Here is a 21549-nt window from a genome sequence, read left to right as displayed (position 1 = left end):
TAACTACGTGTGTGAAATTAATTTTCGCACAGGCAGAAAGCGTTCGCTAGTGGTCATCGATAAGTGCAAAGAGCTTGCCCATCACCTCCGCACCGTTCTCGCCGATGCCATTGTGCTGGTACTCATTCGTCACCCACGGCCGCAGATCGCCCAAGTGCGCGGCGGTGGCCAGGGATTCTTCCAGGGGAACGAAGATATCGTCGAGGTAGATGGCGGCGGCGGTGGTGGGGGCATCGGCAAGCGCATAAGGCGCAGTAAATTCCCGCTCCGCCAAGCCGTGCGCACCCTCCTTGAATGCTTGCAGCGCCGGGTCCTCGTCGAACTGCCACGGGAAAATATGCTCGCCGGTCAGCCAGGTGCCGGACTCGGCAAACTCCGGGAACTCCTCCCGCACGCGGTGTGCCGACCACTGCGTCGCCGCCTGCCCGCCGCTGCCGGCATAAATGGACTCGTGGATCGCCGCATAAAGCGGGGCCTCCGCAAAGCTCACGCGCTCGCCGATACCCCACAGGAAATCATCCCGCAGCACCTTCTCTCCCCGCACGGTGCGGAAGGGCTCTTCCAGGAGGTAGGCCAGGCCGTCGAAGCCGGTGCCCCGCCCCAAATCGGTGCCAATGGTGCGAAAACGCAGCGAGGACAGCCGCTCGCCGGTGTGCAGGCGCTCGTTGGAATTATCGAGGTGCGCGATGATTTCCTCGATGCGGCGCTGCACCCAGGGGAATTCGCGGTAGAAGCGCTCCTGGCGGGCCTTGAGCTTGCTAAAGGTCGCGCGGTAGAGGTGATCCGCGCCCTGCAGCGTGGGGATACCGCCGGTGAAAAACGCGTGCTTGACCGACTCTGGAGCTTGGGATAGGTACGCGGTGATGCAAAAGCCGCCAAAGGACTGGCCGAACAGGGACCAAGTCTCAAGCCCCAGGTGCTCGCGCAGGCGCTCGGCATCGCGCACGATATCGTCTTGGCGCAGCAAGGCCAGGTGTTCGGCGCTGCGCTCTTCTGCGGGGCTCAGCCTATCGATGCGGTGCGAACGCCCCGTGCCGCGCTGGTCGAGGAGGATGACGCGGTAGCGCTCGAGCGCCTTGCCGATAAGCCCCGTCGGCTTGACCGGCCGCGGCGCCGGAAACCCCGGGCCTCCCTGTAGGTACAGCAACGCCGGCAGGTCCTCGCCTCCTGGCGGGATGATTTCACGGGCATAGAGAGCAAAAGTCCCGCGCGGATTGTCATAATCCCACGGGACTTCCAGGGTGTGTTCAATAATATCGTGGCCGAAGCGGCGGTAGTGAGTCATGCCCACCCAGGTTAGTAGACCTCCAGGCCCTTTGCGCGGAAAACGTCGCGGACTTTTTCCACGTCCTCCGGTTTCGGCGGCTTGGTATCTGCCAAGTGGTAGGTCATATCGAGCCCCTCCCACTTGTCCTTGCCCATATTGTGGAAGGGCAAGACCTCGACGCGCTCCACATTGGACTTCCACCGCGCCACAATGGAGGCGACGTTTTCGACGTTCTCGGCCGAATCCGTCAGGCCCGGCACGACGACGAAGCGAATCCACACCGGCTTGCCTATCGCGTTGAGGCGGTCGCCAAAATCGAGCGTGGGCTGCAGCTGGCGCCTCGTTACGCGCTGATAGGTTTCCTCATCGCCCGACTTCACGTCCAGCAGCACCAGGTCGATATTGTCTAGATCCTCATCGCGCAGGCGCGAGCCCAAGAACCCAGAGGTATCGATAGTGGTGTGGATGCCAGCGTCGTGGACTTCCTTGAGGACGCGGCGGGTAAAGGCAATCTGGAAGAGGGGCTCACCACCGGAGATGGTTAGGCCGCCACCGGAAGCTTGGAAGATGGGCTTATAGCGCTTGATGCGTTTGACCACATCGTCTACCCGCTCCAAGGTGCCGGTCTTCATCTCCATGGTGTCCGGGTTATGGCAATACTGGCAGCGCAGGGGGCAGCCGGACATGAACATGGTCATGCGGGTGCCCGGGCCGTCGACGGCGGTTACCAGCTCCCAAGAGTGCACGAGGGCGATATCGCCGGTGCGGCGCGCCTCCATGAGCTCGGGGCGGGTAATCTCATCGAGTTCGTGGTCGGTTCCCAGGCCCGCGGCAACACCGCGAACGCGCTCGCCGGATTCCGGCGACAGGGTGACCACACCAGTAATGCCATCAGCCATGATTATGAACCCTGGTGGAAGGTGCGGGAAATGACGTCAAGCTGCTGCTCCTTTGTGAGCTTGACGAAGTTGACCGCGTAGCCAGAGACGCGAACGGTGAGGTTCGGGTACTTCTCTGGGTGCTCAACGGCATCTTCCAGCGTGGACTTGTCCAGCACGTTGATGTTGGCGTGGTACAGGCCAGAGTTCATCTTGTGTTCGTCGCGGCTGGCCTTCATGTCTGAAAGGCGTTCTGCATAGGTTGGGGTTGCCATGATGGTTCTCCTTGTCGTGATTCTTATTGTTCCATGATGAAGCCGGCATCCAGCACGCCGACTAGGTTGGTGATGCGCTCTTCTGGGGTGCGGCCCAATCCGGACGGGGTGATGGTATTGGTCAGCGAGATGCCGTCCAGGGCATCCTTGTAATCCAGCTTGCCCACCGACAGCATGGAGGCGACCATGCCGTGGTTATCCGCACCGTTTTCGGGGTTAGCACCCGGGGAGAAGGGAGTGCCGGCCTTGTGGCCTGACGGGAAGGAACCTGTTGCCTTGCCGTAGACCACGTTGGAGGTAATGGTCAGCACGGACTGGGTGGGGATGGCATTGCGGTACATCGGGATGGCCTTAATTTTTTCCATCACGGTGTGCACGATGGTGGCAGCGATGTCATCGGCGCGGTCATCGTCGTTGCCGTAGAACGGGAATTCGCCTTCGGTGATGTAATCCGTAATCAGGCCGGTCTCATCCCGGACCGGGGTGACCTTGGCGTACTTGATGGCGGATAGCGAATCGGCGACGATGGAAAGTCCCGCGATGCCGCAGCCCATGGAGCGGATGATATTGGAATCATGCAGCGCCATTTCCACGGCCTCGTAGGCGTACTTATCGTGCGAGTAGTGGATGATGTTTAGCGCCTCGACGTAGGTGCCAACCACCCAGTCCAGCATCTCCTCGTACTTTTGCCAGACCTCGTCGAAGTCCAACGGGCCATCGCCTTGAATCGGCTCGTAGCCTTCAACGATTTGCTTGCCGGAGACCTCATCCCGGCCGCCGTTCATGGCATAGAGCAGGGCCTTGGCGGCATTGACGCGGGCGCCGAAGAACTGCATCTGCTTGCCCACTTCCATCGGGGACACGCAGCAGGCAATCGCCGCGTCATCGCCCCACTCATCGCGAATCTGGCGATCAGACTCGTACTGGATGGAGGAGGTTTCAATGGAGATGTGTGCGCAGAATTCCTTGTAGCCTGCGGGCAGCTCCGGATCCCAGAAAATGGTGATATTCGGCTCCGGTGATGGCCCCAGGTTGATCAGGGTCTGCAGGAGGCGGAAGGAAGTCTTGGTGACCATGTGGCGGCCATCGCTGCCGAAGCCAGCATCGGACCAGGTGGCCCAGTACGGGTCGCCGGAGAAAATCTGGTCATAGTCGATGGTGCGCAGGAAGCGGACGATGCGCAGCTTCAGCACGAGCGCGTCGATGATTTCCTGTGCCTGCTCCTCGGTGATGATGCCAGCGGCCAAGTCGCGTTCGAAGTAGCAGTCGAAGAACGCGGACAGGCGGCCGATAGACATGGCGGCGCCGTCCTGGGACTTGATGGAGGCGAGGTAGCCAAAGTAGGTCCACTGCACGGCCTCGTGTGCGGTGCGCGCCGGCTCGGAGATGTCAAAACCGTAGGACTCGGCCATCGCCTTGAGCTTCTTCAGGGCCTTGATCTGCTCGGAGTGCTCCTCGCGGTAGCGGGCCCAGTGCTCGGAAAAGCCGGCATCGGCAATGGCATCGCGGGCCTCAATCTTTTCTTGGATGAGGAAGTCCACGCCGTACAGCGCCACGCGGCGGTAGTCGCCGATGATGCGGCCGCGGCCATAGGCATCGGGCAGGCCGGTGATGATGTGTGATGAACGGGCGGCGCGGATGCGCGGGGTGTAGATATCGAAGACCGCATCATTGTGGGTCTTGCGGTAGCGGGTGAAGATCTTCTCCACCTCGGGGTCTACCTCTTTGCCCGCCTCGCCGATGGCCTGCTTCACCATGCGCCAGCCACCGAACGGCATCATCGCGCGCTTAAGCGGCGTATCGGTTTGTAGGCCGACGATGACGTCATCGTCTTCTGAGATGTAGCCGGCCGGGAAGGCATCGATATCGGTCGGGGTGTGCGTATCGACATCGTAAATGCGCTTTTCGCGCTCGACTGACAGGTAGTCCTTTTCCAGGGTGTCCCACACGCGCAGCGTCTTATCGGTGGGGCCAGCGAGGAAGCTGGAATCGCCGTCATAAGGCGTGTAGTTGCGCTGGATGAAATCGCGGACGTTGATGCCCTCGGTCCAAGGGCCGGGCGCAAAACCTTCCCACCCTTGATACTGCTGGGGCTTAGTTGCGGTAGTCATAATTCCCTTCTTCTGGGTCAAATTTCCCGGGGCACATGCCGCCTTTTTCTTCCCGCAGCATCAAGCCCCGTCACCTCTCCATTGTCGGCCCGATTCGCGAAATTAACAACCATAAACATCGCTGTGAGCACCAGTTATAAACCGGTCATCATACTTTGCTGGTAGCCCGATTTATATAAACCTCCCGTACGTTTTTGTTCGGGGGCAATCTAGCCCCGATCGTGGCTTTGCTCACGTACACTTTGGCGCCGACCTGCGTGTACCTCTACTGTTAAGGCGGTCAGCTTCGCTTCCGTAACAAGGAGGACTTCGTGGCGTCCCAGCCCAAGCACCCCGTAGACATCGTTCCCCCCGCGCCGAAACTCGCCGCCCTTGGGCTGCAGCACGTCCTCGCGTTTTATGCCGGGGCGGTCATCGTCCCGCTGCTAATCGCCAGCTCGTTGAACCTGGATGCGGAAACGACCATCCACCTCATCAATGCCGACCTTTTAACCTGCGGTATTGCGACGATTATTCAGTCGATGGGCATCGGCAAGCATATTGGCGTGCGCCTGCCCATCGTGCAGGGCGTGACCACGACGGCGGTGTCGCCCATCATCGCGATTGGCCTGGGTGCCACCGATGGCGAGGGCGGGGTGGCTTCGCTGCCCACGATTTACGGCGCCATCATCGTCGCGGGCCTTTTTACTTTCTTCGCCGCGCCGGTCTTTGGCAAGGTGCTGCGCTTCTTCCCGCCGGTGGTTACCGGTTCGGTGCTGCTGGTGATGGGTACCTCGCTGCTGGCGGTATCTGCCAATGACTTTGTCAATTACGCCGAGGGTGTGCCGGCCACGCGCGATTTGCTCTACGGCTTTGGCACGCTCGCGGTCATCATTTTGGTGCAGCGTTTTTCCTCCGGCTTCGTGGGCACGTTGGCGGTGCTCATCGGCTTGGTGTTGGGCACGGGCGTGGCGCTCGCGCTTGGCGATGCCTCCTTTAGCGAAGTCTCCTCCTCCCCCGCCCTCGGCATTACCACGCCGTTTTATTTCGGCATGCCGCAATTCGACCTCGTGGCGATCTTCTCGCTGATTATCGTCATGATCATCACCATGGTGGAAACGACCGGCGATGTGTTTGCCACCGGTGAAATCGTCAAAAAGCGCATCCGCCGCGATGACGTGGTGCGCGCCATCCGCGCCGATGGTGTCTCCACCCTGGTAGGCGGCGTGATGAATTCCTTCCCCTATACCTGCTTTGCGCAAAACGTGGGCCTGGTGCGCTTGACCAATGTGAAATCGCGCTGGGTGGCCGTGGCGGCTGCGGGGTTCATGATTGTGCTGGGCCTTTTGCCGAAGGCCGGCGCGGTCGTTGCCGCGATTCCGTCGCCGGTGCTCGGCGGCGCATCGCTAGCACTTTTTGCCAACGTGGCGTGGGTGGGCCTGCAGACCATCGCAAAATCGGATCTCAGCGATGGCCGCAACTCCGTCATCGTCACCTCCGCCCTGGGCCTGGCCATGCTGGTGACCTTCAAACCGGAGGTAGCCAGTGCCTTCCCGGAGTGGGCGCAGACCTTCGTTTCTTCTGGCATGTCCATCGGCGCGATTACCGCCATATTGCTCAACTTGTTGTTCTTCCACACCAGCAGCGCGAGCGCGCAGGTCTCGCGCGCCGATGGCAAGGGCGTGAGCCTCAACGAGCTGAACGAGGCCTCGCGCGAGGAGTTCACCGCCGCGCTGCGCCCGCTCTTTAATAATGAAACCTGGCCGCTCGAGCTAGCCTGGCAGTCCCGGCCGTTTAGCGATGTCAACGAGCTGCGCGCCGCCATCCAGGTTGCCGTGCTGACCGCGGATGCTGAACGCCGCGATGCGCTCATCCACGACTACCCCGCGATGGACGAGCTGCTTTTGGCCTCGGCCGATGAGGCGGCGAATATTTCCGCTGACCGCGGCTCGCTGGGACTCAGCGAACTCGATGACGTGCAAACCGAGCGCATTACCGAGCTATCTGCCGCCTACCGCGAGCGCTTTGGCATGCCGTTCGTTGCGTACCTCGATACCAATGACACGGTGGACCGCGTCATCGATGCCGGCGTGCGGCGCCTGGCCAATTCCGATGCGCAGGAATACCGCATTGCTCTCAGCGAAATCGTCGAGATCGCCAATGACCGCTTCGATATCCTGCTTGCCGATGCCAACCCCGTCCGCTCCTCCTGGGACCGCAAGTTCACCGAGGTAGATTAGGATCCGCAAAAGCACCGCAGTTCTTCAAGCAAGTACTGCGGTGCTTTTCTTGTGCGCCCGGTGAGACTTGAACTCACACGTCATAAGACACTAGAACCTAAATCTAGCGCGTCTGCCAATTCCGCCACGGGCGCGAGCAACGTTGAATAGTGTACACGGCGCGCGGATAAACGAGAAACCAGGGGCATTCCGTATTGCGGCGGTAGATAGGTAGGCTGGGTGAAGTGAGTATGCACGAGGATCAGAAGAAACGGCGCGTGAAGGTGCGGTGGTGGCACATCGCCCTCGTCATATTTTTCGTGGTGCTTTTCCTCTTCCTCGCCTATTGGCAGTGGACGCGCTTCCGCTCCGGCTCGGGCACCTTTCAAAACTTGGGCTACGCCTTTCAGTGGCCTCTTTTTGCGGTGTTCGTGGTCTATGCGTATCGCACGACCCTGCGCTATGAAAATGAGCGCCTCGCCGCAGAGAACGAAGTCCGCGAGATGGATTCGTTGGAGTCCTCAGAAAACGCCACTGAAAATGTCAGCGAAACCGCCGACGGAGAAATTGGTTCACCCGATGGTCCTGAAGTGAGGGGCGCGACAGCTAGCTCGGCGGAGAAAACCGCCATCGATGAGGATTTCTTGCCGCAGCGCCCGCAGTTGAATGTGGAAGAGTTTAATGCGTTGAATCAGCCTCGGCGCCGCCGCGGTTCCCCCGCAGAGGGACGCGACGAAGGCCCAACAGATAAAAGGAGAAAGTAAATCATGACAAACCAGGTACACCCAGACCGCAAGGCGCGCATCCGCGGCCCGCTGAAGTTCTTTTCCATCGCGGCCACGGTGACCGGTATCTTCCTGATCATCCTGGTCATCCGCATGTTCTTCCAGTATGTCTTAGGCGCGGAGATTCCGGAATGGGCGACCTATATCGCCATCGTGCACGGCATCGCGTACATGACCTACCTGCTCTCCATCCTGATTCTGGGCCCGCGCGCGCTGTGGCCAGCGAGCAAGCTGATTACCACCGCGCTCGCCGGCGTGGTGCCCTTCCTGTCCTTCTGGATGGAGCACAAGCGCCGCAAGGAAATCGAGGAGCAATTCCAGCTCAACGCATAATTAGCCAGCCAGCTCCGAGATAAGCGGGACCAGCTGGGAAAGGGCGCGGCCGCGGTGCGAGACCGCGTTCTTATCCGCAGCCGACATTTCCGCCGCAGAACGCGACTCGCCTTCTGGTTGAAAGAGTGGGTCGTAGCCAAAACCATTAGCGCCGCGCGGCTCGCGCAGCAGCTTGCCTTCCCAGCGGCCCTCGGCCACGCGCTCGGTGCCTTCGGGGGTCACCAGAGCGCACACGGAAACGAAGGCGGCGGCGCGCCGTTTGTCTGGAACATCCGCCATCTGCGCCAAGACCAGGTCATTATTGGCCTGGTCATTGCCATGTTCGCCGGACCAGCGAGCCGAGAGCACGCCGGGCATGCCGTTGAGCTCCTCGATGGCCAGCCCGGAATCATCCGCGATAGTCACCAGGCCCGTGGCGGCGGCCCCGGCGCGGGCCTTGATGAGCGCGTTATCGGCAAAGGTGCGGCCGTCTTCGACGGGCTCTGGGTAGGGTTCGACCTCGGAAAGCAGGCGCAGTTCCACGCCCTCGATGCCCGCCTCGGACAAGATACGATCGAGCTCGGCCAGCTTCTTCGGATTGCCGGAGGCGACGAGGATTACCATCCCAGCGCCGCTTTCTGCGCCGCGATGAGCTCGCTGCAGCCCTTCTGGGCCACATCCAGCATGCCGTTGAGCTGCTCACGGCCGAAGAGGCCGTGCTCACCGGTGCCCTGGATTTCTACGAAGTCGCCGGATTCCTGCATCACCACGTTAAGATCCACCTCGGCGCGGGAATCTTCCTCATAGGGCAAATCCAGGCAGATTTCGCCGTCGATGATGCCCACGGAAACCGCGGCGATGGGATCGAGCAGCGGCTCGCCGGGGACAACGCCTTCGGACTTGAGGTGGGTGATGGCATCGGCAAGCGCGACATAGGCGCCGGTGATGGAGGCGGTGCGGGTGCCGCCATCGGCCTGCAGCACGTCGCAGTCGAGCTGGATGGTGTTTTCTCCCAGCTGCTCCAGGTCCACGGCGGCGCGCAGGGAGCGGCCGACCAGGCGGGAAATCTCGTGGGTGCGGCCCTTGACCTTGCCGCGCATGGACTCGCGCGGCATGCGGTCGTGGGTGGCGGACGGCAGCATGGCGTACTCGGCGGTCAGCCAACCCTCTCCGGAATCGCGCTTGAAACGCGGCACCCCGAGTTCGACGGAGGCGGTGCACATCACGCGGGTATTGCCAAATTCCACCAAGACGGATCCAGCCGGGTTGGTGGTGAAATTGCGGGTAATGCGGACGCTGCGCATTTCGTCGAGCGCGCGCCCATCGGCACGAGTTAATTCAGTCATGCCCTCCAGCGTAACTTAGAACTGCATGCCCGCAGTACCTAGAACGATCTCGCCGTCGAATTCCTCCCGCGCCGCAGCCACGGTGGCCTCCGCATCGCCCCAGGGCTGGATGTGGATGAGCACCAGCGTGCGAACGCCCGCCTCCCGCGCCGCGCGCCCCGCTTCCGCGCCCGACATGTGCATGCCGGGGGCCATGCCCTCGGAGGAAGCACCCCAGGTGGCCTCGCAGAGGAAGAGATCGGCGCTGCGGGCGGCATCGACAAGCGCGGGCGTATAGGACGTATCGCCGGAATAGGTGATGATCTTGCCGGTTTTCGCGTGCTCGATTCGCAGCGCATAGGCCTCTACCGGGTGATTGACGGGAAAGGGGGTGATAAAGACGTCATCGACAAGCTGGCGCTCCCCCGCCACCCACGGGCTAAACGCCAAGGTATCGGACATGTCGTCGATCCCATCTACTTCGTCCGAGGACAGGCGGCCCAAGTGCGTCGGCGTGGCAGACGGGCCGAAGCAGAAGTTGCGCGAGGCGGCCGGGGTGATGGGATGGAAGCGGCGCCACACCATGAGGGAGGGAAAATCCGCGCAGTGATCCGCGTGCAGGTGGCTAAAGGCCACGTGGGCATCGCACGGATCCTGCAGTTTAGCTAACTGGCCCAGCGTGCCCGATCCCATATCCAGGATGATGGACGGTGCATTGTCGAAGGACACGACATAGCCGGAGGCAGGATTGTCTGCGGTGGGTACGCTACCGGAGCAGCCTAGGATGGTCAGCTTCATGGAACCAATAGTTCCATGAATCCGGCCCAAATGCTGGTACCGCGCGCAAAAAGGGGGAGGAATTTCGCCCGTCTTAGCCGATCTGTGGACCCAAAAAGCGCGTGGCCAGCTGGGCGAAGACCTCAGGATCGCCGGTGGATTCGAAGGAATGGACCGGTTGATTGCCCTCCGGGGCGAGCATGTCCATTTCCGTGAGCAGGCGCATGACGTCCTTCGTGGTCTCCTCTGAGGAGGTCACCAGGGAAACATTTTCGCCCATGGCGAGCTGGATGATGCCGGTAAGCAGCGGGTAGTGCGTGCACCCCAGCACCAAGGTGTCCACTCCCTGCGCCTGCAGGGGCGCGAGGTAGCCCTCGGCGACGCCGAGGATCTGGCGGCCCGCGGTAATCCCGCGCTCGACAAAGGGCACGAAGTCCGGGCAGGCTGCGGCTACCGCCTCAACATTGGGGTTGACTGCGAAAAGGTCCTGGTATGCACCGGATTTGATGGTGCCCTCGGTGCCGATGACGCCAATTTTGCCATTGCGCGTGGTGGACATGGCACGGCGCACGGCCGGGTGGATGACCTCTACGATGGGGATATCGTAGCGCTCGCGGGCATCGTGCAGGAACGCCGCGGTGGCGGTATTGCAGGCGATGACCAGCATCTTGCAGCCGCGTTCTACCAGCTTATCGGCGATGTCCTGGGAAAAAGCGCGCACCTGCGAGATGGGCCGCGGCCCGTAGGGCCCGTGCGCGGTATCGCCCATATAGATAACGGATTCTTGCGGCAGCTGCTCCATCACCGCGCGGGCCACGGTCAGCCCGCCGACGCCCGAGTCAAAGATGCCGATGGGAGACGATGCGTTAGGCATTATTTCCTCCCTGCCTTTGCCGGATCATCGGAAGTGATGAACATGCCGGACAATACGCCGCCCAGAGCACCGAAGAGGTGGCCTTGCCAGCTAATGCCCTCCGCGACGGGCAGCACGCCCCAAATCAGCCCGGAATAGGAAAAGCCCAGGATGATGCCCAAAATGATTTGCAGCAGGGAGCGATTGAAGACGCCGCGCACCACGAGATAGGCCAGCCAGCCATAAACCAGCCCGGACGCGCCGATGTGCGAGGTACCGGCCCCACCCAAAATCCACGTGCCAAGGCCCGCCACCACGGTGGTGATCAAGGTGACCTCCCACCACACCCGGCGCCCAGACAAGCCGATCAGGAAGCAAAACAGGGCGCCCGGCAACGAGTTGGACATCAAGTGCTCCAGGCTGCCGTGCAGCAGCGGCGCCGTGATAATGCCCCACAGGCCATCCACGTCGAGCGGGCGGATGCCGTAATTGGACAGCCCGCCGCCGAAGACGACGGCGTTAATCAGGTGAACCGACCACTCCACCGCGAGGAACCCCAGGGCCAAGGATAGGCCGGTGCTAACGCGGCCGCGGCCGCGATTGGTCGTGCTAGTTGGCACCGGCTGATTACGCGAAGTTCCACCCATAGTCATAATGGGCAATATCTTAGCCGAGCAATTCGTGATACGCGCGAAGCCCCAGGCCAGGGCATGCGGCGGTGACCGCGGTGACGATGGCCTCTTCCACCACGTCGGCCGCCGCAGCGCACAGCTGGACCATATCCACCTCACCCGGTTCCTGCGCTGTGGACAAGGCGAAAATGGTATCGCCGTCCAGCGGCGAATGCGCGGGGCGAACGGCGCGTGCAATGCCGTCGTGCGCCGTCATGGCGAGGCGTTGGGCTTGGGCGGTAGTGACGGGGGCATCGGTAAGCACAGCGCCAATCGTCGTATTCAGCTTCGCTGCAGGGTGCGGCAGGTCGCGGTAGGTCTCCGCATTGACCGGCGTGCGGCCCGGCGCGCCGTAGAGGCGGCCTGTGTGCGGGTCGATGACCTCGCCCACCGGATTGGCCACCATCGCGGCACTGACCTCGTAGTTTCCCACCTTGCGGGTGGCTAAGCCGAAGCCGCCGCGCAGCTTGCCCGCTGTGGCGCCGACGCCCGCGCCGACCGTGCCAACCGTCTCGTCGTGGCCGGCCATGGCCGCCCGCAGCGCCGCCGCGCCGTCTTCCGGCCCAGGGCGGGAGGGTCCCGCCAGCAGATCGAAAATAACCGCCGCAGGCACGATGGGCACGCGCGGGCCGGGCTTGTCCTCCCCAAAGACGGGGAAGCCTACCCCGTGCGCTTCCAATTCGCGCATGACGCCGTCTGCGGCCGCCAAGCCGAAGGCGGACCCGCCCGCGAGCACGATGGCGTGGACGCGTTCAACGGTATTGTGCGGCTGCAAGAGATCGGTCTCGCGCGTGCCGGGCCCGCCGCCGCGCACATCCACGCTGGCTAGCGCGCCCTTCGGCCCGCAGTACAGCACGGTGGCGCCGGTATCTTCGCCGGAAAAATGTCCGATGCTAATTCCGTCGATCATTAATCCATCAACACCTGCAGCAAGGAATCCTGGCAATAGGCCAGCCATTCCACCAAGGTATCGCGGTCCGTCATGAGGTTTTCGTCGGTCGCATCCCCAGCCGCGACGTATAAGCGCAGGTCATTGAGCCCCGCCACGAAGGCCTGGGCTTCCTGCTCCGAAATGGAGACCTCTACCCCGCCGGTGGGACCGAGCGCATTGCCGATGACCTGCAGGTTCTGCAGCTTCGCCCGCGCGATGTCATTTTCGTGCAGCGAGCGCAAAAGGGAGGAATCGCCGTCGTATTCTTCATCACCGGGTTTCTGGAAGTCCGGGAACAACCGCGCCAGGGAGGGATCCTCTGGGGCTTCGGTATGGCCGGTGGGCATGTCTAGCATTTCCGCGAGTTCGTCCTTTGGCGCGGACTGGGCGCGACCGATGATTGCTTCAGAGACAGTGGCGGTGAGGTTGCCGATGACCTCGCGCTCCATGGGCTCGAATACCGCCGTGATTTTGGGCCCGCGCATGAGCGATTTCTTCTTTTTCCACGGTTGCATCTATCTACCCTGCCTGTTGCATCGTCGCCCACAGACCCGCGATCTGGAGCTTTTTTACGTCCGCCTCAACCTTGTCCTTCTCGCCGCTGGACACGGCGGCCTTGCCTTCTGTGTGGACCTGCATCATCAGCTCGTTGGCCCGCTTTTTGTCGTAGCCCAAAACGGTTTGGAATACGTAGGACACGTAGCTCATCAGGTTGACGGGATCGTCCCAGACGATGCACATCCACGGCAGGTTCTCGCTCGCGGCCACATCAACTTCGATTCCTTCATCCAAGTCGGGCGTGGCCATGGGAGAGCTCATACGGACTTCGGGGTGTTGCGGCTTCATGCCTTATAGCCTAATCATTTTTCGCTGGCATTTTGGGCATTGGGTCTCCCCGCAGCTCACCAGGGTGGTGGCCCGGGTATGCTGAAAGCTTCTTAACCTGTGAGTAGTATCAGGCTCATGAATGACATAGCACGCTCTATCGATCGCTCCACCGCTTTGCTCACGGATAAATACGAGCTCACCATGCTGCAGGCTGCGCTTCGCGATGGCACCGCCCACCGCAACGTGACCTGCGAGGTCTTTTCCCGCCGCCTGCCCAATGAGCGTCGCTACGGTGTCGTCGCCGGCACCGACCGCGTGTTGCGCGCGGTAGAGGACTTCCGCTTCTCCCCCGAGCAGCTGGAACAGATGGATTTCCTGGATGAAGATACCCGACAATACCTGCGCGACTGGCGCTTTTCCGGGCAGATCGATGGCTACCGCGAGGGCGAGCTGTATTTTCCCAACTCTCCTATCTTGACGGTGCGCGGCACCTTTGGTGAGTGCGTGGTGCTCGAAACCATCGTGCTGTCTATCTTGAATGCCGATTCCGCCGTCGCCTCTGCCGCATCCCGCATGGTCACCGCCGCCGATGGCCGCCCCATTTTGGAGATGGGCAGCCGCCGCACCCACGAGTACGCGGCCGTAACCGCCGCCCGCGCTGCCTACCTCGCCGGTTTTACCGCCACCTCCAATCTGGAGGCCGGCTTCCGCTACGGCATCCCGGTATCTGGCACCGCCGCCCACGCCTGGACCTTGGCGCACACGAACCCGGATGGCACGAGCAATGAGGAGGCGGCCTTCCGCGCGCAAATCGATACCCTGGGCATCGATACCACCTTGCTGGTGGATACGTACGACATCACCAAGGGCGTCGAGACCGCCGTCAAGGTCGGTGGCCCGGAGCTTGGCGGGGTGCGCATCGATTCCGGCGACCTTGGTGCGGTGACCCGGCGCGTGCGCAAGCAGCTCGATGAGCTGGGCAATCACAATACCAATATCGTTGTTTCCTCCGATTTGGACGAGTTTGCCATTGCGGGTCTGCGCGGCGATCCCGTCGATGTCTACGGCGTGGGCACCTCCGTGGTCACCGGCTCTGGTGCCCCGACTGCGGGCATGGTCTACAAGGTCGTCGAGGTTGACGGCGTGCCGGTGGCCAAGCGCTCGTCGTCCAAGCAATCGGTGGGCGGGGCCAAGCGCGCGCTGCGCACCTACCGGTCTTCCGGCGTGGCGGTAGAAGAAGTCGTCTACCCCTTTGCCGCAGACGCGCCGGATACGGGCCAGCTCACCACCCGCGAGTTGACCATTCCTTTGATGCGCGATGGGCATATCGTAGAGGACCTGCCGGATTTAGAGGCCTCCCGCACCTACTTGGACGAGGCCCGCAAGACCCTGCCGTGGGAGGGACTTGCGCTTTCGCGCGATGACGCCGCCGTGCCCACGCGAATGGTGGGCTTTAAGGAGTAGGTCGCTAGACTGTGTGGGGTGAGTGACCCCGCAGATGAGCCCCTAAACCACGACATGGAAACGCTGCTAGGCGCGGCAGTGGACGCGCTCGGCGGCTCCCGCCGCGAGGGCCAGGTTCGCATGGCCAACGCGGTATCCAAGGCCTTGGAATCCGAGCGCCACCTCGCCGTCCAGGCGGGCACGGGTACGGGTAAATCCCTGGCCTACCTGGTTCCGGCTATCCGGCATGCGATGAACTCGGCTTCCACCGTCGTCGTCTCCACCGCCACGCTGGCCCTGCAGCGCCAATTGGTGGAGCGTGACCTCCCGCGGCTGGCGGAGGCGCTAGCCGATGTCATGGAGCGCACCCCCACCTTCGCCATCATGAAGGGCCGCAATAATTACGTATGCCTGAATAAGATCGCGGCCACCCCGGATGACCCGGAGGCTCTTATCGATGAGTCCGATATCTCCTACCGCGGCAAGGCCGTGCGCCGCATCCACGACTGGGCGCAGGAGACCGAGACCGGCGACAGGGACGATTTAGACTTCGGCGTGCCGGATTTGGTGTGGCGGGCGGTATCGGTGACCTCGAATGAGTGCTTGGGCGCCGGGCGCTGCCCGCACGGTGCGGATTGCTTCGCCGAAGAGGCCCGCAGGGCGGCTGCCGATGTCGATATCATCGTCACCAACCACGCCATGCTCGCGATCGATGCCATCTCTGAGGCCAATATCCTGCCCGAACACGATGTGGCGATCATCGACGAGGCCCACGAGCTCGATGGACGCATTACCTCCGTGTCCACCGCGGAGATTACCTCCCGCGCCATTAAAATGGCGGCGAACCGCGCCAAGTCACTGGGCAATGCCGGAAACCTAGCGGAGTTGGCGGATGAATTCGATGATCTGCTGCGCGTGCAGGAGCCCGGCCGGTGGACGGATTTAGATGAGACGTCGCAGGCACATTTGCGCGCGCTTGCCGACGAGTTCCTGCGCGTTAAATCCCTCATCTCCCGCGCCCCAGAAGGCGAGGCCAACGATGACCCCGAAAAGAACGCCGAGCGCCAAAACTTAAGCAATCACCTCACGGACTTGGCCGAGGCGATCGGGCGAATCCTGGAGGTCTTCGCCACCGATGACCCTGCCGCGCAGGACGATGTCGTGTGGCTGGAGGGCACCGATACCCTTGCCGTCGCGCCGCTGTCTATCGCGCATATGCTGCGCGAGAACCTATTTGGGGAGCAAACGGTCGTACTCACCTCGGCCACGCTGGCCCTGGGCGGGCGATTCGACGCCATGGCGGCACAATGGGGCCTGCCGTCCGGTACGTATGACACGCTCGATGCAGGAACGCCCTTTGACCCGGCGAAGGCCGGCATCTTGTATACCGCGAAGCACCTCCCCGCACCGGGGCGCGACGGCCTGTCCGCCGAAACCTTGGAGGAAATATACGAGCTCATCATGGCCGCCGGCGGGCGCACGCTGGGGCTATTCTCCTCGCGTAGGGCGGCGGAAGAGGCTGCGGAGGCCTTGGCGCCGCGGTTGCCGTTTGATTTGTATGTGCAGGGCGAAGACGCCATCGGCACGCTGGTGGACAAGTTCTCCACTAAGGAAAACTCCTGCCTGTTTGGCACCTTAACCCTCTGGCAAGGCGTGGACGTTCCGGGGCCGTCGTGCTCGCTGGTCCTCATTGACCGCATCCCCTTCCCGCGGCCCGATAACCCGCTGCTGCAGGCCAGATCCCAGGCAGCCGACGCCGCCGGCCGCTCCGGGTTTATGGAGGTCTCCGCCAATCACGCGGCCCTCCTCATGGCGCAGGGATCCGGGCGGCTGTTGCGCCACGTAACGGACCGCGGGGTCGTCGCCGTGCTGGATAACCGGCTGGAATACAAGCGCTACGGCGCATTCCTCAAAGCGTCCATGCCGCAGTTCTGGCAAACCACGAACCCGGAGACGGTGCGCGGGGCGCTTAAGCGATTGGTCGCCGCAGCGCACACACGGTAGCCGAGTCGGGGGCGATCTCGGTAAACCCGGCATCGATGATGACCACCGCCTCTTCCTGCGCGCAGGCGGTGCCAAATAACTCCGCGTCCACCTCGCGGACGGAAAGCGGGAAACCTTCTGCCGCCCAGGCGGCGGCTTCCTCTTGGCTCATAGCCGCGGCGAGCATCATCGAACCGTGGCCCACTTGAGCGGCGGCCTTGCCCGCGGTCATGGCGAGGCTGCGGTCGACGTAGAAAATGGGGGCATCGGCAAGCGGAGGCCCTGGCTCGTCCATTGCGAGATCCGTATGACCGATCTGCAGCTTGCTAATCAACGGGTCCACCTCCCCCACTGCCGAGGGCGCAAACGCACGCGCGCGGTCATCAACGGTGACACCAGGCAGTAGCTGCACATCGCGCCACGCCTTATTGCGCGCGCGGCGGGCGATCTTGCGGATGCGGTGGCCGTACCACTGCGCGAGCGCCGCGGCGAAGGCGCCGTCCTCACCGGCGCGGTCATCTAGGCAGGCGGCCACCACGGCGCGGGCTGCCGCAGTAAGTACCTCGCTGCGCGCCGGGGGATCCTGCTTGGGGAGGTGGAGGGCTATCTGCATCGCTTGCACGGTGGACGGGTCCGCTGGGTCCTCGTGGGAATCGCGGGCCGTGCAGGCGGCGACGAGGCGCTGGTGGGCTATCTCGAACTTAGTCATCGGCAATCCCCAGCATCGGTAGGACGGCGTCGAGGCGGCGCGGGGTGATGCAAGCATCGGCGGTCTCGAGCAACGCTGGCTTCGCGTCAAAGGCAACACCCAACCCGGCAGCGGTGACCATGGCGATGTCATTAGCGCCATCGCCCACCGCGACGGTGGACTCCATGCCGATTCCGGAATCGGCGGCGAATTCGCGCAAGAAATCCTCCTTCGCCTGGCGGTCGACCACCTGCCCAATCACCTTGCCGGTCAACTTCCCATCGCGGATTTCCAAGGTATTAGCCCGCACGTAGTCGAGCTGGAGGTCTGTGGCCAAGCCCTCGAGAACTTGAATAAAGCCACCCGAGACCACGGCGGTGCGGTGGCCCAGACGGTGGAGGGTACCGATCGCTTCCTTAGCGCCAGGTGTCAGCTCGATATCGCGGGCAACCTCATCGATGATGGAGGCATCTAGGCCCTCCAGCACCGCGACGCGCTCGCGTAGGGACTCCTCGAAGTCCAATTCGCCGCGCATGGCGCGCTCGGTCACCGCGGCCACTTCTGCTTCCTTGCCCGCGTGGGCGGCGAGCATCTCGATAACCTCGCCTTCAATCAGCGTCGAATCGCAGTCGAAGCACACCAAGCGCTGGCCGCGATTGCCCAAGCTCTCGAGGGAGATATCGATACCACGTTCAACGGCGACTTGCCGCAGCTCCCGCCGCGCCGCGGTGGCATCTTCGAGTGCCACGGTAAGTTCCACCGCGAAAAGGGAATCCAGCGCTATCCGGCGCATGCGAAACGTCTCCCCTTTCACGGTCTCCTGCACCGCGCTAATGTCCTCGGCGGTAATATCCGCGCCGATGAGCGCGACGGCATAGCTTGGCGCAACGGACACCTCGTGCCCGAAGGGTGTCATGGCCTCGCGCACTCGTTCTTCTAGGCCAGCGTTACCGCACTGCGCGGTGAGGGCGAGGTGGTTGGAGACGGTGGCGAGGTGGACATCGGCAAGCGGGTCAGGAAAATCAGCCAACGCGGTAAGGAAAGCGGCGGCCGCCCCCGGAACATCTGGTCCGAGGCTAGTAATGATCGTGGTATCAGCTTGAATATTCACAACGACCATTATCCCACACACGCCAAAGCCGCCCTCCCTACCTCTGAGAAGCTGGGGAAGGCGGCTGTAGTCAGGAGTTAAAGTGCGGGCTTAGTGCTTGCCCACGTGAGCTTCCTCGCGCATGCGCTCAACCATGTGCGGGTAGTGCAGCTCGAATGCCGGACGCTCGGAGCGGATGCGTGGCAGGGAGACGAAGTTGTGGCTCGGAGGCGGGCAGGAGGTTGCCCACTCCAAGGAGTTGCCGTAGCCCCATGGGTCGTCCACGGTAACGACCTCACCGTAGCGCCAAGACTTGAATACGTTCCAGACCAGCGGGATAACGGAGGCGCCGAGAACGAAGGAGAAGATGGTGGAAATCTGGTTGAAGACCGTGAAGCCATCGGACTCCAGGTAGTCGGCGTAGCGACGTGGCATACCCATGTTGCCGACCCAGTGCTGAATCAGGAAGGTGCCGTGGAAGCCGATGAAGGTCAGCCAGAAGTGAATCTTGCCTAGGCGCTCGTCCAGCATGCGGCCGGTCATCTTCGGGAACCAGAAGTACAGGCCACCGAATGCGGAGAACACAACCGTACCGAACAGGGTGTAGTGGAAGTGCGCAATCAGGAAGTAGGACTCAGCCAAGTGGAAGTCCAGCGCCGGAGAAGCGAGCATAACACCGGTCATACCACCGAAGAGGAAGGTAGCCATGAAGCCCATGACCCAAATCATCGGGGTATCCCAGGTGATGTGGCCCTTCCACATGGTGCCGACCCAGTTGAAGAACTTCACACCGGTAGGCACCGCAATCAGGAACGTCATGAACGAGAAGAACGGCAGCAGGATGGCGCCGGTGACGAACAAGTGGTGTGCCCACACGGCCATGGACAGCGAGCCGATAGCCAGGATGGCGAAGACTAGGCCGATGTAGCCGAAGACCGGCTTGCGGGAAAAGACCGGGACAATCTCGGAGACAACGCCGAAGAACGGCAGCGCGAGGACGTAGACCTCGGGGTGGCCGAAGAACCAGAACAGGTGCTGCCACAGGATGGCACCGCCGTTAGCGGAATCGTAGATGTGGCCGCCCAGCTTGCGGTCATACAGCACGCCCAAGGCGGCTGCGGTCAGCAGCGGGAAGATCATCAGCACGATGGCGGAGGCGGTGAAGACGCCCCAGCAGAAGACCGGCATGCGGAACATAGTCATGCCCGGTGCGCGCAGGGTCAAGATGGTGGTGATCATGTTGATGGCGGAGGCAATGGTACCGACACCGGTAGCGCCCACACCGACGATCCACATATCGGCGCCGATGCCGGGGGTGTGTACGCCATCGGCAAGCGGCATGTACATGGTCCAGCCGAAGTCAGCCGCACCACCAGGGGTGATAAAGCCCAGCAGCATGACAACACCGCCGAGCAGGGTAACCCAGAAACCAAAGGCGTTCAGACGCGGGAAGGCCACGTCCGGCGCGCCGATTTGCAGAGGCAGAATGTAGTTACCAAAGCCCCAAACAACTGGCGTAGCAAACAGCAGCAGCATCACGGTGCCGTGCATGGTGAACAGCTGGTTGAACTGCTCATTGGACAGGAACTGCAGACCCGGGGTGAAAAGCTCCGCACGGATCAGCAATGCCATAAAGCCACCGAGGAAGAAGAAGCTGAAGGCCATGATCAAGTACATGATGCCCAGCTGCTTGTGGTCGGTGGTGGTTAAAAATACCCAAGCCTTTGAACCGGTCTTTTCCCTACCGGTTGGCTCTGGACGTGTGGGAGCGACGTAATCGTCGACCCGTGGCGCCACAGCGGTCATAGAATCCTCCTGAATAACAAAGTGTCAGCGGACGGGGTCCACCTACACCTAGGTTTACCTCGATTATATTAGGACATTTTCCCCTGTTCTTGCCAGCTTCTCTTAAAGGTCTTCCAGCTTGGGGGTATCTCCTCAATAACCACAACCGCCACATAGCCCCTGCACGTGGGGCGGGCATCATTTAAGGCCTACGTTCTCTCGCCCAGGTTGTGGTGTCGCATGTCACAGCGTGCGCCAGATACGCAGGTCAAAAACCGAAAAACGCACCCCCGCTCGTTATCAACCTTTCGGTTGAGGTTAAAGCGAGGGTGCGCGGGAAAGGTTAGAAGTCCCAGTCGTCATCCGTGGTGTCCTCGGCCTTGCCGATGACATAGGACGAACCCGAACCGGAGAAGAAGTCATGGTTCTCATCGGCATTGGGCGAAAGAGAAGACAAGATGGCCGGCGAGACGCGGGTCTCATCGGCCGGGAAGAGGCCCTCAAAGCCCAAGTTATTCAGGGCCTTATTGGCGTTGTAGCGCAGGAAACGCTTGACGTCTTCGGTCCAGCCCAGGTCGTCGTAGAGATCCTCGGTGTAGTCGATCTCGTTGTCATAGAGCTCGAAGGCCAGATCGAAGGTGTAGTCCTTCAATTCCTCTTGGCGCTTTTCATCCAGCTTCTTGTATTCCTGCTGGAACTTATAGCCAATGTAGTAGCCGTGCACGGCCTCATCGCGAATGATCAGCCGGATGATATCGGCGGTATTGGTCAGCTTCGCGCGGGAGGAGAAGTACATCGGCAGATAGAAGCCAGAGTAGAAAAGGAAGGACTCCAGCAGCGTGGAGGCTACCTTCTTCTTCAGCGGATCATCGCCGTTGTAGTAGGCCAAGATGATCTTGGCCTTCTTCTGCAGGTTCTCGTTCTCCTCGGACCAGCGGAAGGCATCATTGATCATCGGCGTGGAGGCCAAGGTCATAAAGATATTGGAATAGGACTTGGCGTGCACCGACTCCATGAAGGCAATATTGGTATATACCGCTTCCTCGTGCAGGGTCTGCGAATCCGGCAGCAGGGAGATCGCGCCCACCGTGCCCTGGATGGTATCCAGCAGCGTCAGGCCGGTAAAGACCCGCATGGTGGTTTCTTTTTCTTTTTCCGTCAGCGTCTTCCAGCTGGGGAGATCATTAGAGACTGGGACCTTTTCCGGGAGCCAGAAATTACCGGTCAACCGCTCCCATACCTCGAGGTCTTTGTCATCGGGGATGGTATTCCAGTTGATAGCTTTTACCGGGCTGTCATGACTAGCAACGTAGTCATCGTATTCGTGCGACACGCGATGTCACTCCAAT

General features: G+C 61.8%; 21 protein-coding genes and 1 tRNA gene. 5 read left to right on the top strand and 17 right to left on the bottom strand.

Going from position 1 to position 21549, the window contains the following annotated elements:
- Nucleotides 1–46: 46 nt before the first annotated feature.
- The 4 genes from HMPREF1257_RS00260 to pflB are packed head-to-tail and all read right to left on the bottom strand — an operon-like array spanning nt 47 to nt 4531.
- On the bottom strand, nt 47–1285 hold the full coding sequence (locus HMPREF1257_RS00260) for an alpha/beta fold hydrolase (RefSeq protein WP_034659031.1): 1239 nt from the start codon (nt 1283–1285) through the stop codon (nt 47–49).
- An 11-nt stretch (nt 1286–1296) separates the two neighbouring features.
- Nucleotides 1297–2166, bottom strand: coding sequence for a pyruvate formate-lyase-activating protein (gene pflA, locus HMPREF1257_RS00255; RefSeq protein WP_005277788.1), 870 nt, complete (start codon nt 2164–2166; stop codon nt 1297–1299).
- Nucleotides 2167–2168: 2 nt separating this feature from the next.
- On the bottom strand, nt 2169–2420 hold the full coding sequence (gene grcA2 / locus HMPREF1257_RS12590; protein WP_005284503.1) for an autonomous glycyl radical cofactor GrcA2: 252 nt from the start codon (nt 2418–2420) through the stop codon (nt 2169–2171).
- A 23-nt stretch (nt 2421–2443) separates the two neighbouring features.
- Nucleotides 2444–4531, bottom strand: coding sequence for a formate C-acetyltransferase (pflB, locus tag HMPREF1257_RS00245; RefSeq protein ID WP_005277782.1), 2088 nt, complete (start codon nt 4529–4531; stop codon nt 2444–2446).
- A 311-nt stretch (nt 4532–4842) separates the two neighbouring features.
- On the opposite strand from pflB, the gene HMPREF1257_RS00240 reads away from it, so the two are divergent.
- Complete coding sequence (locus tag HMPREF1257_RS00240; RefSeq protein WP_023023693.1) at nt 4843–6750, top strand: solute carrier family 23 protein; 1908 nt, start codon at nt 4843–4845, stop codon at nt 6748–6750.
- A gap of 52 nt (nt 6751–6802) precedes the next feature.
- On the opposite strand, the gene HMPREF1257_RS00235 is transcribed toward HMPREF1257_RS00240, so the two are convergent.
- A tRNA-Leu gene (locus HMPREF1257_RS00235) sits at nt 6803–6884 on the bottom strand.
- Nucleotides 6885–6980: 96 nt separating this feature from the next.
- On the opposite strand from HMPREF1257_RS00235, the gene HMPREF1257_RS00230 reads away from it, so the two are divergent.
- Nucleotides 6981–7493 carry a hypothetical protein gene (locus HMPREF1257_RS00230; protein WP_023023694.1) on the top strand — a complete coding sequence of 171 codons (513 nt, stop codon included), beginning with the start codon at nt 6981–6983 and terminating at the stop codon, nt 7491–7493.
- Between the two features lie 3 nt (nt 7494–7496).
- Nucleotides 7497–7847 carry a DUF3817 domain-containing protein gene (locus HMPREF1257_RS00225; RefSeq protein WP_023023696.1) on the top strand — a complete coding sequence of 117 codons (351 nt, stop codon included), beginning with the start codon at nt 7497–7499 and terminating at the stop codon, nt 7845–7847.
- On the opposite strand, the gene rdgB is transcribed toward HMPREF1257_RS00225, so the two are convergent.
- The 8 genes from rdgB to clpS all read right to left on the bottom strand — a co-directional run bounded on the left by rdgB (nt 7848) and on the right by clpS (nt 13229).
- Nucleotides 7848–8450 (bottom strand): RdgB/HAM1 family non-canonical purine NTP pyrophosphatase, encoded by a 603-nt coding sequence (rdgB, locus tag HMPREF1257_RS00220; RefSeq protein ID WP_023023697.1) that lies wholly within the window; start codon nt 8448–8450, stop codon nt 7848–7850. It abuts the gene before it with no gap.
- A complete protein-coding gene (gene rph, locus HMPREF1257_RS00215) occupies nt 8444–9172 on the bottom strand; it encodes a ribonuclease PH (RefSeq protein ID WP_023023699.1) in 729 nt (242 codons plus the stop codon). Before rph ends, rdgB begins: the two co-directional genes overlap by 7 nt.
- 15 nt (nt 9173–9187) lie before the next feature.
- Nucleotides 9188–9949: an MBL fold metallo-hydrolase gene (locus HMPREF1257_RS00210; RefSeq protein ID WP_023023701.1), complete on the bottom strand. Its 762-nt coding sequence runs from the start codon at nt 9947–9949 to the stop codon at nt 9188–9190.
- A gap of 73 nt (nt 9950–10022) precedes the next feature.
- Complete coding sequence (gene murI / locus HMPREF1257_RS00205; RefSeq protein ID WP_023023703.1) at nt 10023–10802, bottom strand: glutamate racemase; 780 nt, start codon at nt 10800–10802, stop codon at nt 10023–10025.
- Entirely contained in the window at nt 10802–11434 is a 633-nt protein-coding gene (locus tag HMPREF1257_RS00200; RefSeq protein ID WP_023023705.1) for a rhomboid family intramembrane serine protease, read from the bottom strand. Before HMPREF1257_RS00200 ends, murI begins: the two co-directional genes overlap by 1 nt.
- 13 nt (nt 11435–11447) lie before the next feature.
- Entirely contained in the window at nt 11448–12362 is a 915-nt protein-coding gene (locus tag HMPREF1257_RS00195; protein ID WP_023023707.1) for a P1 family peptidase, read from the bottom strand.
- Nucleotides 12362–12898, bottom strand: coding sequence for a DUF2017 domain-containing protein (locus HMPREF1257_RS00190; protein ID WP_034659029.1), 537 nt, complete (start codon nt 12896–12898; stop codon nt 12362–12364). The genes HMPREF1257_RS00195 and HMPREF1257_RS00190 overlap by 1 nt, the downstream gene beginning before the upstream one ends.
- A 4-nt stretch (nt 12899–12902) precedes the next feature.
- Entirely contained in the window at nt 12903–13229 is a 327-nt protein-coding gene (gene clpS, locus HMPREF1257_RS00185) for an ATP-dependent Clp protease adapter ClpS (RefSeq protein ID WP_005277757.1), read from the bottom strand.
- Nucleotides 13230–13346: 117 nt separating this feature from the next.
- Between clpS and HMPREF1257_RS00180 the strand changes: the two genes are divergently transcribed.
- Nucleotides 13347–14675: a nicotinate phosphoribosyltransferase gene (locus HMPREF1257_RS00180; RefSeq protein ID WP_023023710.1), complete on the top strand. Its 1329-nt coding sequence runs from the start codon at nt 13347–13349 to the stop codon at nt 14673–14675.
- A gap of 18 nt (nt 14676–14693) precedes the next feature.
- Entirely contained in the window at nt 14694–16658 is a 1965-nt protein-coding gene (locus tag HMPREF1257_RS00175; RefSeq protein ID WP_034659028.1) for an ATP-dependent DNA helicase, read from the top strand.
- On the opposite strand, the gene HMPREF1257_RS00170 is transcribed toward HMPREF1257_RS00175, so the two are convergent.
- The 4 genes from HMPREF1257_RS00170 to nrdF form a co-directional block, all read right to left on the bottom strand.
- Nucleotides 16624–17346: a peptidyl-tRNA hydrolase gene (locus HMPREF1257_RS00170; protein WP_023023713.1), complete on the bottom strand. Its 723-nt coding sequence runs from the start codon at nt 17344–17346 to the stop codon at nt 16624–16626. The genes HMPREF1257_RS00175 and HMPREF1257_RS00170 overlap by 35 nt on opposite strands.
- Entirely contained in the window at nt 17339–18445 is a 1107-nt protein-coding gene (gene serB, locus HMPREF1257_RS00165; protein WP_034659027.1) for a phosphoserine phosphatase SerB, read from the bottom strand. The genes HMPREF1257_RS00170 and serB overlap by 8 nt, the downstream gene beginning before the upstream one ends.
- A gap of 81 nt (nt 18446–18526) precedes the next feature.
- On the bottom strand, nt 18527–20221 hold the full coding sequence (gene ctaD / locus HMPREF1257_RS00160; RefSeq protein ID WP_023023717.1) for a cytochrome c oxidase subunit I: 1695 nt from the start codon (nt 20219–20221) through the stop codon (nt 18527–18529).
- 322 nt (nt 20222–20543) lie between these two features.
- The gene (gene nrdF / locus HMPREF1257_RS00155; RefSeq protein WP_023023720.1) at nt 20544–21533 is read right to left on the bottom strand and encodes a class 1b ribonucleoside-diphosphate reductase subunit beta; all 990 of its coding nucleotides are present in this window, start codon (nt 21531–21533) and stop codon (nt 20544–20546) included.
- Between the last annotated feature and the right edge of the window lie 16 nt (nt 21534–21549).

It is taken from the genome of Corynebacterium sp. KPL1814, from assembly GCF_000478175.1.
In the GTDB taxonomy this organism is placed as follows: domain Bacteria; phylum Actinomycetota; class Actinomycetes; order Mycobacteriales; family Mycobacteriaceae; genus Corynebacterium.
This window is presented reverse-complemented; position numbering and strand designations above follow the sequence as displayed.

Coding starts and splice junctions, on each gene's coding strand:
- HMPREF1257_RS00260 (WP_034659031.1), bottom strand. CDS start 1,285: ATGACTCACTACCGCCGCTTCGGCCACGATATTATTGAACACACCCTG.
- pflA (WP_005277788.1), bottom strand. CDS start 2,166: ATGGCTGATGGCATTACTGGTGTGGTCACCCTGTCGCCGGAATCCGGC.
- grcA2 (WP_005284503.1), bottom strand. CDS start 2,420: ATGGCAACCCCAACCTATGCAGAACGCCTTTCAGACATGAAGGCCAGC.
- pflB (WP_005277782.1), bottom strand. CDS start 4,531: ATGACTACCGCAACTAAGCCCCAGCAGTATCAAGGGTGGGAAGGTTTT.
- HMPREF1257_RS00230 (WP_023023694.1), top strand. CDS start 6,981: ATGCACGAGGATCAGAAGAAACGGCGCGTGAAGGTGCGGTGGTGGCAC.
- HMPREF1257_RS00225 (WP_023023696.1), top strand. CDS start 7,497: ATGACAAACCAGGTACACCCAGACCGCAAGGCGCGCATCCGCGGCCCG.
- rdgB (WP_023023697.1), bottom strand. CDS start 8,450: ATGGTAATCCTCGTCGCCTCCGGCAATCCGAAGAAGCTGGCCGAGCTC.
- rph (WP_023023699.1), bottom strand. CDS start 9,172: ATGACTGAATTAACTCGTGCCGATGGGCGCGCGCTCGACGAAATGCGC.
- HMPREF1257_RS00210 (WP_023023701.1), bottom strand. CDS start 9,949: ATGAAGCTGACCATCCTAGGCTGCTCCGGTAGCGTACCCACCGCAGAC.
- murI (WP_023023703.1), bottom strand. CDS start 10,802: ATGCCTAACGCATCGTCTCCCATCGGCATCTTTGACTCGGGCGTCGGC.
- HMPREF1257_RS00200 (WP_023023705.1), bottom strand. CDS start 11,434: ATGACTATGGGTGGAACTTCGCGTAATCAGCCGGTGCCAACTAGCACG.
- HMPREF1257_RS00195 (WP_023023707.1), bottom strand. CDS start 12,362: ATGATCGACGGAATTAGCATCGGACATTTTTCCGGCGAAGATACCGGC.
- HMPREF1257_RS00190 (WP_034659029.1), bottom strand. CDS start 12,898: ATGCAACCGTGGAAAAAGAAGAAATCGCTCATGCGCGGGCCCAAAATC.
- clpS (WP_005277757.1), bottom strand. CDS start 13,229: ATGAAGCCGCAACACCCCGAAGTCCGTATGAGCTCTCCCATGGCCACG.
- HMPREF1257_RS00180 (WP_023023710.1), top strand. CDS start 13,347: ATGAATGACATAGCACGCTCTATCGATCGCTCCACCGCTTTGCTCACG.
- HMPREF1257_RS00170 (WP_023023713.1), bottom strand. CDS start 17,346: ATGACTAAGTTCGAGATAGCCCACCAGCGCCTCGTCGCCGCCTGCACG.
- serB (WP_034659027.1), bottom strand. CDS start 18,445: ATGGTCGTTGTGAATATTCAAGCTGATACCACGATCATTACTAGCCTC.
- ctaD (WP_023023717.1), bottom strand. CDS start 20,221: ATGACCGCTGTGGCGCCACGGGTCGACGATTACGTCGCTCCCACACGT.